This is a genomic window from Aequorivita iocasae, assembly GCF_016757735.1.
GTDB lineage: Bacteria > Bacteroidota > Bacteroidia > Flavobacteriales > Flavobacteriaceae > Aequorivita > Aequorivita iocasae.
Genome location: NZ_CP068439.1, coordinates 2,056,704 through 2,072,038 on the forward strand (window position 1 = coordinate 2,056,704; position 15,335 = coordinate 2,072,038).

Here is a 15,335-nt window from a genome sequence, read left to right on the forward strand (position 1 = left end):
ATTTTTATGCGCCTGAAGCCAATTGCATCAAAACCGTACATAAAATCGCAGCTACTGTACCAATGGCATAGCCAAACACAGCCAAAAGAACCCCAACCGTTGCCAGTGAAGGGTGAAAAGCAGAAGCAACTATAGGTGCCGAAGCCGCTCCACCAACGTTTGCTTGGCTTCCCACGGCCAAAAAGAAATAGGGTGCGCGAATCATCTTTGCTACCAAAATCATAATACCTGCGTGTACGGCCATCCAAACCAGACCTATAACAATAAGCCACATATTGTCGAAAATAAGCGTCAAGTCCATTTTCATTCCTATACTCGCTACCAAAATGTATATAAATACACTTCCAAACTTGCTAGCGCCCGCACCTTCATAAGCTCTTAGTTTTGTAAAAGAAAGTAGCACTCCAATAATTGTGGTTATGGTTATCATCCAAAAGAAACTGGAATCCAAAAAAGTAAATATATTTCGCGTTATTCCTTTTGGAATACTATCTACTACCGATGTAAAATAGGCACTTAACCAATCGCCTCCGAAATGTGCAAAACTTACCGTTCCGAAAGCAATGGCTGCCAAAATCATCAAATCGGTCAAAGTGGGGTTTCTATCTACGCTTTTGGCATAATCTGAAACTTTGTCCTTCAAACTTTCTATTGCTGAAGTATCTGCTTTCAACCATCTATCAATTCTTGCAGATTTCCCAATTCCGAAGAGAATGATGGCCATCCAAATGTTTGCTACTACAATATCCACAAATACCATCCCGCCATACAATTTTTGGTTGTAACCGTAAATTTCAAGCATTGCCGTTTGGTTGGCACCTCCGCCAATCCAGCTTCCTGCAAGTGTAGAGAGTCCCCGCCATACGGCATCGGCACCTTCACCGCCCACAGCCTCGGGATGGATACTTCCAACTATCAAAACTGCCAACGGTCCCCCAAGTACAATCCCTATCGTTCCTGCAAAAAACATTATCAAGGCTTTAGGCCCTAAGTTGAGAACGCCTTTTAAATCGATGCTCAGCGTCATTAGCACCAGCGCGGCGGGTAATAAATAACGGCTGGACATATAGTATAGACTAGTACTTCCTTTAGAAGCTTCGCCAGTTTCAGAAACGGAAGTCCAATCTGGCGAAATAATTCCTGCTGTAGTCAGCAAAGCAGGAAGAAAATAAGCCATAAAAAGTGCAGGGACGACTCCATAGAATTTTTTCCAAAATCCTTCTTCGCGGGAAGAGGTGTAAAAAATGAAGCCCAGGGCTATCATCAATATTCCAAAAACAATAGTATCGTTGGTAAAAAGGGGAGTGGTGTCCCTTATTATTTCAGTAGTTGTATCCTGCATTTTGATGGTTTTGACGCAAAATACAATTATTTTTTAATTTGTATTATTTTTTGATAAAATCACTAATAACTGAAATTAATTTAGGAGCTACGGGCAGATTATAAATATTGTAAGACTTGCTATTCTCCAGATCATTCCCTTCAATTTCTTTTAAAACATGATTCATTTTTTCAATGATTGCATATGTTGCATCAGGTTTTGCGTTTTTTAATAATTCTGCTTCAGAAACCTGTACTTGAATATCCTTATCACCATTAACGATTAAGACTGGAATGTTGAGTTTTGTAATTTCAACCTTGGGATCATACTGCATCCAAGTGAATATGAAAGGCTGAATTTCTTTCCTAAAAATTGAAGCTAAGCCAGGACTGTAATTAAGGGCAACCCCATTTGCTCTTAAATCGTCAAAAGATGTGCGGGCATTATCTACTAGCCCTGGGGCTTGGTTGGCAAGTTGGTCTATAATTACATCATCAATTTCCTGTCCGGCACCCGCAATGGAAATAAACCCATCTGCGGCTTGCTGAGCAGCCACCATCCCCACAAGTGAGCCTTGACTGTGGCCGATGATGTAGACTTTTGAAAAGCGTTCATCTTTCTTAAAATAGTTGAGTACGGCCGTAGCATCTTCAATAAAGTCATCAAAACGAATGTTTTTTTCATTCAAAGCACGCATTTTCATTTGCTTTACAATTCTTTTGTCATATCTGAATGATGCAATATTGTTATCATATAAACCTTCGGCTAAAAATTTTATGGAATTGTTTACCACCATTTGCTGATTGCCATTCCTGTCAGTCGGACCGCTACCGCCTATTATTATTGCAAGAGGTGGTTTTTCGGTTTTTTCCGGAACCATTAAGGTACCATCAATTAGGGGAGTGATGCTTAAATCTTCAGAATTATATTTTTTGTTTTGGGCCGTTGCTATTATTCCGAAGAAGAAAAAAAAGATTACAAGCGTATTTTTCATGTATTGTGTATTTTACTTGACAATTCAGTAGTTATGTTTTAACAGTCAAATCTGGTTTATATTGCTTTTATGTCTAATATGAATATTTCAAGCTTATATAAATGAAATTATTTATAATGAGTTGTTTTTTTTAGTATTTGAAAAGTTTTAAATCAGTTTTGAAATTAGGGATGTTATCTTTGCCGAAATTGACGACTTATCTCAATGTTAAAACTATCAATAATGAAAAAAATAATGATTGTGCTTTTTACCTGTTTACTTTCCAACGGTATTATTGCTGCAGAAGACTGGGGAAAAACCGGACATAGGGTTGTAGGTGAAATAGCCGAAAAATATTTAAACAAAAAAACAGAAAAGGAAATTTCAAAATTGCTGAACGGTCATTCCCTCGCATTTGTAGCGAATTATGCTGATGATATTAAAAGTGACCGGCAATATGATGGGTACAAACCGTGGCACTATGTAAATTTCCCTTTCGGCGAAAAGTATGAAGGCCATCACCGTAATGAAAATGGTGATATTATTCAGGGAATTGAAAAATGCATTTCTGTTTTAAAAAACAATAATTCCCCAACGGAAGAAAAGATTTTTTATCTAAAAATGTTAGTCCATTTTATGGGCGATCTGCACCAACCCTTGCACATTGGTTTGGAAGATGATAAAGGTGGTAATGATTTTCAGGTACGCTGGTTTAGCGATGGTACCAATCTCCATACGGTTTGGGATTCCAAAATGTTAGATTTTTACGATATGTCCTATACCGAACTTGCTGTAAATACTGATGTGCTCACTAAACCACAAGTTGAAGCTATAAAAAAAGGTTCTGTTTTGGATTGGATGTATGAAAGTCGTGCGCTTTGCGAAAACATTTATGGAAATACCGAAATTGGCGAAAAACTAGGTTACGGGTATATGTATGAATATATGGATGTTTTGCGATTTCAACTTCAAAAGGGTGGAATACGTTTGGCCGAAGTTTTAAATAATGTTTTTAGTTAATCACAGCCTCTTCCATTAGGTGTATATATATGCCCAATACATTAGCCCAAATTGCAATGGAAGCCTCAAAATGAGCAGCCATTTAGGTAAATTCATTGCTACTTTTTCATTTTGGAGCATATAGATGTGTACCGGTATAAAAGCGAAAAGCATTGCAATAATTCCCCAGGCAGCTTCTTCCTGTGTATTTTTATTCAATATCATAAAGCCCAAAACCATTTCTGCGACACCGCTTAACATAACCGCCGTAGTATGTGCAGGAATATATGGAGGCATAATACGTTCATATAATTTTGGTTTTCTAAAGTGATTCATTCCTGCGAGTATATAAAGCACTCCCATTAAATATTGATGCCACGGTAACATAAAGTTAATTTTTTTAGATTTTAAAAGTACTCTTTTTTTGACTATTCCATGGCGCCAGAATATTTCAAAATAGAAAAGCCTCCTTATGTTTCCATAAGAAGGCCTTCAAGTTTAAATTATTTATGAAGAAAATTATTCTTTAATCAAGCGCTTCACAGTGCTTGCGTTGTCACCAATAATCTGTACCATGTAAACTCCAGAAGCAAGTGATGAAACATCTACTGCTCTTTCACCTTGCATAGTGCGAAGGTCTGTTTGGTTTACTAGTTTTCCGTTTATGTCATAGATCATCATCTTCTCTAGGGAGATGTTGGTCTTGTTGACAAGGTTCACAACGCTGCTCGCTGGATTTGGATATAGTGCCAGTCCGGCATCCAGTGAGTTGGTATCCACGCCAAGAACAGTTTCCACGATAAGCTCAAAGTCACAGGTAGCTGTGTTTCCGTACTCATCGGTGGCGGTCATCGTAATGGTATAAGTTCCATCAGGAAGTGCTGTTCCAGGAGCAGGGTCTTGGGTTGTGATAGTCACAGGGTCTGTACAGTTGTCATCAGCTGTTGCCTCGCCAGTGGCGAAATAATCAGGCAAGATGTAGAACAGGTTGCCTGCTCCCGGATCAACGGTTTGATCGGCTGGGCAGGTAAGTTCTGGTGCCAAAAGATCAACTACGGTTATCACTGCAGTACAGGCTGCAATATTACCACTAGCATCACTGGCAAATACCGTGACGGTTATAGGCGTTCCTATATCAGCACAACTAACTGTTGGCACATCTACCGCAAGTACAGTAATACCACAAGCATCATATGAGAGGGGGCCTCCGGGTATTTCAACGAAAAAGGCATCACCATCAGAGTTAGTAAGTGTAAGGTTCCAGTTCGCTGGATCAAATTGACCTTCAAAGCCTGGCATAAAATTACTTATCACTGTTTCATTATTTCCAAGAAGATTATCATCGGTTTGCGAACGGAATCCGAAAACATCGCCTGGTGCAACAGCTACAGAGGCACTACCAGATTGGTTACCCTGTGCTGGATTAGTCAATTGAGTATAGGTGCCATTCAAAAGGTAGCCGAAACTATCAAAACCTGGATCATCATTTGAAGTATAATCCCAATCAAAAGATACGGTCGCTGCTTCTGTTACACTTACGGTAAAATCTGTAAAACCTTCACCTATTGAACCATTATCACTACCAATAACCATTACCTCATAGGTGGTTGGTAATGTAGCCAATAACGCCATGGGGTCAACAGTTGCAGTGCCATCGGGGCCAAGCTCGATAGTGGCGTCCTGGCATACAAGTACGGGTGCGGTATTGTCAATAACGTTAACGGTTGCAATACAGGTGGATGCGTTTCCACTGTCATCGGTAACAGTAACCTCAATCTGGTTTTCCCCAAGATCGGCACAGGTAAAGTCAAGTCCAGAGCCTCCCCCTACGGTATAGTTAATGGTTCCATTCCAAACACGCGGAGAAAAAACCGATCCGCTAAACGCGCCGCTTACTGCCGCACCCAGGGTTAGAGAAAGGTCTGCATTTGAGTATGCTTCATTGGTACCATCTCCATTAGTATAGCGTGGTACTGCATCCATGATAATTGCAATGCCATATGTAGTATTAGCATTTAAAGTTACAGGTGAAGCTAAGGTTACGCTGCTTGGTACATCTGTACCTGCACCCGTTCCAGTTCCTGTAGTTACAGGAGATCCCCAGGCTCCGGGATTAAGTTCATTTCCAACATAGCTACCGACCAAGGTATAAAAATCAAGGTTGATTGCAGAGGTGCTAGAAGTATTAACCTCAAGGTCTGTAATTTCAATATCATTTGGGCCTACGGTAAGATCATACATAACTGTCCATCCGGCTGCTCCTCCGTTGTTAGAGGTAAATAATGTTGATAATGAACCCATGCCTCCACCACCGGTTCCTCCTACTGTAATAGTATATCCACAAGCCTCATCTATGTTTATCAATAAGTCCATAGGATCAATGCTTGCCATTCCATTTGCATCAAGTATTACATCAAGTGGTGTTGCAGATACATCATAGGAATATTCAATGCCCCAAGCATTAAGGGTTCCTGTATCTCCACCGGCGTTATCTGATACAGTTAGCGTCCAGTCTCCCAACGTGCTCTCTCCGTCAAATGCTGACAATGGATTGTTAGGAGTAAATGAACCTGAAGCGGCAGGAGGACCAGGCTGGCATTCGTCTTCAATCGGACTTGCTGCTTCATCGTCAAGCGTGATCAAAAGGTTGTTGCTGCTACAACCAAACCCTGTTCCGGTATATCCCATTCTGTCTACAATCACTGCAGTTGTCCCTGCAGGAGACTGTAGTGTAACAATTAAGTCACCTACCCAAGTATGGGTGATGTCTAAGTTTACATTAAGATCGGTAATTTCAAAATCGTCCGCCACGGTTATTGTGGTCGATACTCCCGCTGGGTTATTGTCGGTAATTGGCAGTGCTGGGCTATCAGAAACTGTATCGGTTACTGTAGCGGGCTCACCAATACAAGTGATAGCTGGTGCGGTATTATCTTCAACTGTAACTGTAGCTGCACACGTAGAGGAATTTCCACTTGCATCGGTAACCATTAAGTAAATCGTGTTTGCACCAACCATTGAACAGTCGAAAGTTCCACCAAAAGCATCGGGAATAATATCATAGGTCAATCCTCCATTAAATACACGTGGACTAAAAGCGGTTCCGCTAAACGGAATATTACTTGCAGCCCCCAACGACATAGAAACATCGGCATTTGAAAAATTTTGATTTGCTCCGTTACCATTTGTGTATCGATGCGCATGAGTTGCGTCCATCACAATTGCCATAGCATATGTTGTTCCAGATTGCAAAGTAATTGAAGAGCTTAAAGTTGCCGTAGAAGGAACATCGGTTCCTGCTGTAACTCCAGATCCTGATGCAACTGGAGATCCCCATGGGGCGGGATTACCGGTATTGCCAACATAAGTTCCTTCAAACGCATAGACATTTATAGTAAAAGGATCGCCGGCGGCAGTAGTAGTATTTACGTCAATTGCAGTAAGAGCAATATCACTTGGCCCGACTGTTACATCAAAATAGACAGCACCGCCTGGGTTACCTCCGTTTGTGCCCACAAAAATAGTCTGAAGATTTCCAGAACCGGCAGGTCCCGAAGTGCCAAACTCATACGTTACAATACTACAATTGTCTAAAGAACCATTATCTATTTCAAGTGGATCTAGCTCGTATAACCCATCTTCATCCAATTCAACTGTAATATTTTGGCAAATTACATTAGGGGCTTCGTTATCTACAACGGTTACCATAAATTGACAGGTTGAAGTATTGCCATCGCTGTCAGTTACCGAAAGTGTAACGGTAGTGTCTCCCACAGCAAATAAACTTCCACTAGCCGGGGTGGCAATTATATCTCCAGATATGTTGCCGTCTTCAGTATCAAAAGCTACTCCCGCAAAGTTTACAGCAGCTCCACAAACACCGGAATCGTTATTTACGACAATATTAGCCGGACATGCTATAATTGGTGGGTCGCCTATAACCACTGCAGGAAATCCAGAAATATTCAGATCAAAAGGACCTGTGGCTCCTCCAAAACTATGAACTAATATATAATATGTTGAAGAACCATCAGTATTAAACGATACTTGACTTTGAAGACCACAGAAATCATCGTTTCCTGCTACACAAGTAAAAGCTCCACAAGAACCATTGTAAACGCTAATTTTAGTATCAAAGGCAGCTCCTCCACATAAACTCAAGGTAACTGCAGAGCCGGTAATTGAATTATCAGTGAATTTATACCAAACTCCTGGGGAGGTGATACTAGTGCCACAAAATGGATTTCCAGAATCAGTACTTGCAAAAACGGTTGTGCCACTTATTGTTCCATCGCCAGTAATAGTAATAGCATTAGCGCATAAATCGTTTGGCGGAGCAGCTTCTGCCTCCAACTTCATTGAAAAATTATTTATCAAGCCAAAGTTTCTAGTGCAGCCATTGTTAGCCACTATACTTCCGCACCTTTGAACTACGCTCAGGGGTGGTTCTCCAGCTGGTTGTGATCCAATTACAGGATTTTCGTTCAATATCCAAAAAACATCATTTCTACTTGCCTTGAGGGCAACTGAAATGGTATTGTCTATTTCAGAATAGAGGTTAACATTGGGGAGTGTAAAAACAACGGAATAGATAAAGCCCAAAGGGCCTGGCGTTACCGTTTGTGTAACTGTTGATGCTGCTACTAAAGTGCCGGGTCCACTACCACAAGCACCTGTTGCACCATTAGTGGTACAGTCTGTATATATGCTTAGTGTTAAATCATATGGAGCGGCAGAAGCTAAATTAAAAACATTTACCGTTACCTTTTGTAGTATTCTGTTGCTGCCTGCCATAACAATAGCATCTGCCATTGAAGTACTAGGGCCATTTGCGGTTGCGGTTATTTCAGCACCATTGGCTCCTAAATTGTCAGTTTCATAAATTGTGGTCAAAGCACGCGACTGCATGTTTTGCGTTGCGGACACTCGTGCATTACCAAGCGCCGTTGCTACTCTTTCTTCCTGAGCATTTGCAACAAATAGTGTGCAAAGCCCAAAAATTAAGAACATTGTAATTTTTTTCATAATCGGAATGATTTTATAGTTAGACCATTAAAAGTATGTTAAAATTCCGAAATAAACCATATTATGTTTAAGTTTTTATGTTAAATATTGTGTATATAAAAATCTATTTAAGATTATTCTGAAATATCAATAAAAAAGGCCACTGCAGTATATTTTGCAATGGCCTTTTATATTTTTTATTTGATTAATTTTATTTAATCATCTCATAACTGCGCTTTATGAACGCCGTAAGTTCTTCTCCTTTGAGTAAATTTTTGCTCAACCTTGCCAAATCGAGAGCTTGGTTTACCAATCTTTCTTTCTTCTTTTCGGTTTTTGTATTCAGGATTTCACTAACCAATTCATGGTTGGTATTTACTATCAAATTGTACATTTCCGGGAAGCCTCCCATCCCAAACATACCGCCACCACCGGTTTTCTGCATATCTTTCATTCTACGCATAAATTCGGGCTCGGTAATTATGAACGGGTTTGCATTGCTGTCCAATGCTTCAAGTTGTACGCTGAATTTTTCTTTCGGTATAACGCCTTCCAAAAAGGTTTTCAGCGTTTCCTTTTCTTCGTCGGAAAGTTTTGAAATCTGTGCATCGTCCTTTTTGATGAGGTTTTCCACGTGATCGCTATCCACGCGTACAAAGGAAATTTTCTCTTCCTTGCTTTCCACTTTTTGAAGCAAATGTGCAACTATTGGCGAATCCAAAAGCAATACTTCATATCCTTTCTCTTTGGCGGCTTCTATGTAGCTGTGCTGTTCTTCTTTGTTGGAAGCATAAAGAAGTACTAGATTGTCGTCCTTATCGGTCTGCACGTCTTTTATTTTTTCCTTGAATTCTGAAAAGGTGAAATATTTGTCGTCAACCGTTGGATACAGGGCAAAATCCTGTGCTTTTTCAAAGAATTTATCTTCAGTCAACATTCCGTATTCAATAACGATTTTAATGTCGTTCCATTTCTTTTCAAAGCCATCGCGGTCATTGTTGAAAAGACTTTTCAACTTATCTGCGACTTTTCGGGTTATGTAGCTCGAAATCTTTTTCACAGCGCCATCGGCCTGCAAATAGCTACGCGATACGTTCAGCGGAATGTCCGGACTGTCAATAACCCCACGGAGCATCGTCAAGAATTCGGGCACGATTCCTTCCACGTTATCGGTTACGAAAACCTGGTTTTGATAGAGCTGGATTTTATCCTTTTGAATGCTCATATCGTTCGTCATCTTCGGAAAATAAAGAATTCCGGTAAGATTGAACGGATAGTCAACGTTCAGGTGAATGTGGAAAAGCGGCTCCTCGAACTGCATTGGGTACAATTCGCGATAAAATGAATTATAATCTTTATCTTCCAATTCAGTGGGCTGCTTAGTCCACGCCGGGTTTGGATTGTTGATAATATTGTCAACTTCCTTCGTTGGCGCTTTGTCGTCTTCTTTTGCGCCTTCAGGTTTTGGAAGGGTTTCGGTGCGCGTTCCGAATTTAATCGGAATTGGCATAAACTTGTTATATTTCACCAGTAACTCACGGATGCGGCTTTCTTCCAAAAATTCGGTAGAATCGTCGGCTATGTGAAGGATAATCTCAGTCCCTCTTTCCTTTTTATCGGCTTTTTCAATGGTAAATTCTGGCGAACCGTCGCAGCTCCAGTGTACCGCTGGCTCATCTTTGTAGCTTTTGGTGATGATTTCCACCTTTTTGGCAACCATAAAAGCGGAATAAAACCCAAGTCCAAAATGCCCAATAATCCCGGCATCCTTTCCGTTTTTATCTTTGTATTTTTCGATGAATTCCTCTGCGCCGGAAAAGGCGATTTCGTTGATGTATTTTTCAACTTCATCTTTGGTCATCCCAATTCCTTGGTCAATAATGCGAAGTTCCTTTTTCTTTTTATCGAGCTTCACTTCAATCATTGGGTTGCCGTATTCCACGCCTTCAGCTTCGCCGATGTTAGCCAAATGTTTCATTTTTAAGGTAGCATCCGTCGCGTTCGAAATCAATTCACGAAGAAAAATTTCGTGATCACTGTATAAAAACTTTTTGATCAGCGGGAAGATATTGTCCACCGATACATTAATAGTTCCTTTGCTCATATTTCTTATGTTTTATTTAATAATGCTATTAATTCATTTTTACTTAGTCAAATAAAATACCAAGCCTTAAAATTCTGCCACGTTGTCACTTCAAATAACTATAAGTTTTCGGTTAAACTTTAACAGAATATTTTGTTTAACTAAACGATAAAAACATTGAACAAGAGTTATCTTTGTATTTAAGTAACGACCTCCACTATCAGTAATATAAATTAAGAATATACCATGGCAACTGGAACAGAAAAATCAGCTAAAACAAACAAAGCAACTTCAAAGAAAAGCGTTAATACAGGCAAGATTACCAATGCATATATGGAGTGGGTTTTAACGAAAGAAAAAGCACCGCTTAGTGTTTTCAAATTTTGTAAAGAGAACAATTTTAGCGAGGGTCAATTTTATGAACATTTTGGTTCTTTTGAAGGACTGCAAATGGCAATTTGGAACGCTTTTTATGAAGAAACCATCCGCTTGGCAAACCAGGATGAAGGGTACGAAGCCTATACTAATAAAGAAAAAATGCTCACCTTTTTTTACACGTTCTTCGAACTTCTCACCATAAACCGAAGCTATGTACTGTTCACATTACGCCAACATCAACATATGATGAAGAATTTGAGCCAGTTAAAAGGGCTTCGGCAGAATATAAAGCATTTTGCGGCAGCTTTAATTCGGGAAAGCAATGAAGATAAAAAGTTGAAAATCCTGAAACAATCGGTAACCGTTTTTTCTGAAGGTGCGTGGCTGCAAACGCTTTTTCTGTTAAAATTCTGGATGGACGATAACTCTCCAAATTTTGAACACACAGATGTTGCTATAGAAAAATCGGTCCGCGCCATTTTTGATGTTTTTGACACCCAACATTTGGAAAGCGTGCTGGATTTCGGAAAATTTTTATGGAAAGAAAAAATGGCTTAATGAAGACGATAGATAAAATTCCCACAAACAAAATTCAGCGTGCTTCAAAATTAATGACAACTGGCGTGAAAGTTGGCGGCAATTATTTGAAGTATTACGGAAAAAAGCTGGTTAATTCTGAAACCACAAAAGATGAATTGAACGAAAGCAATGCCGAAGATATTTACGACGGTCTGAAAAATTTAAAAGGAAGCGCGCTAAAAGTTGCCCAGATGCTGAGCATGGAAAAAAACATAATGCCGAAAGCGTATGTTGAAAAATTTTCCTTGGCACAATTTCAAGTTCCACCACTTTCCGCACCTTTGGTACGGAAGACTTTTAAAAAATATTTTGGCGATACACCCGAAAGCCTTTACGATACATTCAATGCGGAATCTGTGGCTGCGGCAAGTATAGGGCAGGTTCACAAAGCTACAAAAAATGGTAAAAATTTAGCCGTAAAAATCCAGTATCCCGGCGTTGCGGAAAGCATCAGTAGTGATTTGGCCATGATAAAACCGGTGGCAATGAAGATGTTCAATATAAAAGGAAAGGACAGCGACAAATATTTTAGGGAAGTAGAAGATAAGTTACTGGAAGAAACCGACTATTTATTGGAAGTTGAACAAAGCAAGGAAATTACCGATGCTTGTAAAAACATTCCGAATCTACTGTTTCCAAAATATTACGAAGAACTTTCCGGAGAGCGCATAATCACGATGGATTGGATGTCGGGCCAGCATCTTTCTGAATTCACCAAAACAAATACCGATAAAGTAAAAGCGGATAAAGTAGGGCAGACACTGTGGGATTTTTATATGTTCCAAATGCACCGATTGAAGCGGGTGCACGCTGATCCGCACCCCGGAAATTTTTTAGTGGACGAAAATACAAACTTGATTGCAATAGATTTTGGTTGTGTTAAGACAGTTCCCGAGGAATTCTATGTGCCTTATTTTGAACTGGCAAAACCCGAGAATATAAATAATCCGGAAGTTTTTTTAGAGAAAATGTATGCTTTGGAAATTTTAAAAAAAGAAGATTCGCCTGAGGAAACAAAATTCTTTTCAGAGCTTTTTCACGAAATGCTAAGTCTTTTTACCCAACCTTTCCACAGCGAAACCTTTGATTTTGCTAATAAAGAATTCTTCGGAAAGATTGCCGAATTGAGCAATAGATACTCCAAAGACACTGAAATTAGAAAGATGAACGGCAATCGTGGCTCCAAACACTTTTTATATATAAACCGAACTTTTTTTGGACTGTATAATTTAATGAACGATTTGGGAGCAAAAGTTTCTATAAATAATTTTAATAAATACATTTAAACTTTAACAAAACTTTGTTTAATCCTTTAACAATTTCACTAAACAAAGAATAGTATCTTTACAAAGAGTAATCGAATATTAAATTGCTATGAAAAGGTAAAAAATATTCTATTATTTAATTGGTTAGGTTGTTTAAGAAGGGCGCGTCTTTTGCGCCCTTTTTTTGTTTTCTAAACTACTGTTTTATTTCATCGGAAACGTGTATGGGTTTTTCGTTTTTATTCTTTACATATTTATCAAGCCATTGGTCCTGTTCCCACAACATATGAAGTATACTTTCCTTTGCACTATACCCGTGGCTTTCCTTAGGTAGCATAACCAGTCTTGCCGTTGCTCCCAAACCTTTTAAAGCATTGAAATAACGCTCACTTTGTAGCGGATAGGTGCCTGAATTATTATCTGCTTCCCCATGGATGAGCAACAGTGGCGTCTTCATTTTATCAGCGTGCATAAAGGGCGACATTGTGTTATAAGTTTCAGGAGAATCCCAATAACTTCGCTCTTCACTTTGGAAACCGAAAGGCGTAAGAGTTCTGTTATAAGCACCACTTCGGGCAATTCCCGCTGCAAAAAGGTCAGAATGGCTTAACAGGTTCGCAACCATAAACGCACCGTAGGAATGACCGCCCACGCCCACACGATTTCTATCGATATAGCCCATCTTGTCAACGGCATCAATGGCAGCTTTGGCATTGCCCACCAATTGAGTCCTAAAAGTATCGTTGGGTTCTTCGTCACCCTCCCCCACAATGGGAAAGGCCGCATCGTCCAAAACCACATAGCCCTGGGTTACCCAATAAATGGGCGAGCCGTAGTATGGATAAATAAATTCATTGGGGTTTGTGGTGTTTTGCGAGGCGCTGTTTTTGTCCTTAAATTCGCGAGGATATGCCCAAAGAAGCATCGGCATTTTTTCTTTCTTCTGCATATCGTAACCAATGGGCAGATACAAAGTTCCTTCAAGCTCCAAGCCGTCATCGCGCTTGTAGCTAATAACTTCCTTGTGTACATTTTGGATGCTCTTAAAAGGATTTTCAAAAGAAGTTACTGGCGTTAAATCGTTCTTCTTTTTAATATTTCTGAAATAATAATTGGGATATTCGTTCTGCGATTCTATCCGTACCAAAATTTTCCCTTTCTTCAGATCGATTGCCGAATTCAGATTTTCCAGCTTATCGGTGTATTCAGATTTATAGATGCGTTTTGTTTTTTGGGTCTTTAAGTTGAATTCATCTATAAAGGGAAATTGTCCTTCCTCCGAAAAACCATCGCCCATGAGAAAGGCGTTGCCATCAACCATTTCGAGGACCCTTTCGTCAAAATCGTTTCGGGTGGTTACAAAATTGCCGGGGTCGTTATACCTGTCCTGATAATTTCTATCAAAAATAATCTTTGGCGTTTCCGAAGCATTTGAAGGATTGAAGAGATACGATTTTGTATTTCGGTTGTTCCACCAATAATCTGACGCAAGGGCCAGATTGTCATTTCCCCAAATAATTCCAGAGTAACGGTTTTGGGTTTTTAAAAGCAGTTTTTCCTGTCCGTTGAAGGGAGCTGGCAGTTCGTACACCGCATCGCGATAATCTACCTTTACTTCCGGATCGCCTTTATCCATTGCCTCGGCCCAATAAAGGGTTGCGGGTTTATCAGCGCGCCATTCCATTCTTCTTTTGCCCATTCGGGTCGCCATAAATCCCTTGGGCTCTACTTCGTTTAGCGGTACATCGTTTACTTTTTGAATAAGTTTGCCTTCGTTATTATAAATATTGGTTTCAAATGGAAAACGACTATACGGCACGATATAGGAAAAGGGTCTTTTGATTGTATTCACCATTACATAATTGCCATCGGGTGAAAAATCCAATTCATCATACATAGCTGTTGGAAGAAAATCAGAAACTTTTCCTTCCACCGAAATCTTTTTTATCTCCGACAGGGCCAATTGTTCAAAATTATATTCGTCGTTGGGGCTGCTCAGCAAATCCTGATAGGTTCGGTTTTGGGCCTTTTCACCGTCGCTTACGGTGATGGTCGGGCCATCGGGAACGGCTTCATCTGTATTTATCAATTCCTTTCTATCCGGCGGAATTACATTTACCAACACGGCGCTGCCGTCTTTAAACCAATTAATTGGATTGCCCATATTCGCGTTCACTTTTAGATTGCTGAGTTGTTTGGCGGTACCGTTTTCAATATCCGCAAGCCAAAGCTGTACACCATCTTCCACCGTATTCAAAAAGGCAACCATTTTTTGGTTAGGTGAAATGGTAAAGTTTGAAAGCCGTGGATTGCTGGGTATTCCGGATACTTGCCGAGCGTCTTTTTCGGAAGCCTTTTTCACTTTTATATTATTATAAAACCGGGTTCTGCTGCCGATGTTGGTTTTGGGGTTTATGCGAAGTCCGCCCAACCGCAATTCAGCTTCAGAAAGTTCGGCAATAGATTTATAGGCATCGCGATAAAAAAGAACTACATTTTCACCGTTGCTATCAATCCAAACCGAAGGTGCTAAGGGCGCCTCCACAAGTTCCAGAATTTCCTTTGGAGGTTTTTGATAGGTGAGTTTTTCCTGTGCAACAAAACTTCCTGATAGATGAAGAAGGATGGCAATTGCGATGAGTTTTTTCATAATCTTAAAAATTTAAGTTTTAAAGATATTCAAAAAAGGAGATATTACAATTGCTATGCACGCATACTATATAAACCACGATT

The 15,335-nt window shown here is 39.8% G+C and carries 9 protein-coding genes; 3 read left to right on the forward strand and 6 right to left on the reverse strand.

Going from position 1 to position 15,335, the window contains the following annotated elements:
• Positions 1-4: 4 nt before the first annotated feature.
• Both JK629_RS09490 and JK629_RS09495 read right to left on the reverse strand, forming a co-directional pair.
• Positions 5-1,342, reverse strand: a complete 1,338-nt coding sequence (locus tag JK629_RS09490; RefSeq protein ID WP_202335393.1) for a DUF819 family protein — start codon at positions 1,340-1,342, stop codon at positions 5-7.
• 43 nt (positions 1,343-1,385) lie between these two features.
• Positions 1,386-2,315 carry an alpha/beta hydrolase family protein gene (locus tag JK629_RS09495; RefSeq protein ID WP_202335394.1) on the reverse strand — a complete coding sequence of 310 codons (930 nt, stop codon included), beginning with the start codon at positions 2,313-2,315 and terminating at the stop codon, positions 1,386-1,388.
• 222 nt (positions 2,316-2,537) lie between these two features.
• Between JK629_RS09495 and JK629_RS09500 the strand changes: the two genes are divergently transcribed.
• Positions 2,538-3,314 (forward strand): S1/P1 nuclease, encoded by a 777-nt coding sequence (locus JK629_RS09500; RefSeq protein ID WP_202335395.1) that lies wholly within the window; start codon positions 2,538-2,540, stop codon positions 3,312-3,314.
• Positions 3,315-3,329: 15 nt separating this feature from the next.
• Here the strand turns inward: JK629_RS09500 and JK629_RS09505 are convergent, their stop codons facing one another.
• The 3 genes from JK629_RS09505 to htpG all read right to left on the reverse strand — a co-directional run bounded on the left by JK629_RS09505 (position 3,330) and on the right by htpG (position 10,401).
• Complete coding sequence (locus JK629_RS09505; RefSeq protein ID WP_202335396.1) at positions 3,330-3,680, reverse strand: DoxX family protein; 351 nt, start codon at positions 3,678-3,680, stop codon at positions 3,330-3,332.
• Positions 3,681-3,812: 132 nt separating this feature from the next.
• Positions 3,813-8,318, reverse strand: a complete 4,506-nt coding sequence (locus JK629_RS09510) for an HYR domain-containing protein (protein ID WP_202335397.1) — start codon at positions 8,316-8,318, stop codon at positions 3,813-3,815.
• A gap of 190 nt (positions 8,319-8,508) precedes the next feature.
• On the reverse strand, positions 8,509-10,401 hold the full coding sequence (gene htpG / locus JK629_RS09515; protein WP_202335398.1) for a molecular chaperone HtpG: 1,893 nt from the start codon (positions 10,399-10,401) through the stop codon (positions 8,509-8,511).
• Positions 10,402-10,626: 225 nt separating this feature from the next.
• Between htpG and JK629_RS09520 the strand changes: the two genes are divergently transcribed.
• Complete coding sequence (locus JK629_RS09520) at positions 10,627-11,316, forward strand: TetR/AcrR family transcriptional regulator (protein ID WP_202335399.1); 690 nt, start codon at positions 10,627-10,629, stop codon at positions 11,314-11,316.
• Entirely contained in the window at positions 11,316-12,623 is a 1,308-nt protein-coding gene (locus JK629_RS09525; RefSeq protein ID WP_202335400.1) for an ABC1 kinase family protein, read from the forward strand. Before JK629_RS09520 ends, JK629_RS09525 begins: the two co-directional genes overlap by 1 nt.
• A gap of 175 nt (positions 12,624-12,798) precedes the next feature.
• On the opposite strand, the gene JK629_RS09530 is transcribed toward JK629_RS09525, so the two are convergent.
• Positions 12,799-15,252, reverse strand: coding sequence for an alpha/beta hydrolase family protein (locus JK629_RS09530; RefSeq protein WP_202335401.1), 2,454 nt, complete (start codon positions 15,250-15,252; stop codon positions 12,799-12,801).
• Between the last annotated feature and the right edge of the window lie 83 nt (positions 15,253-15,335).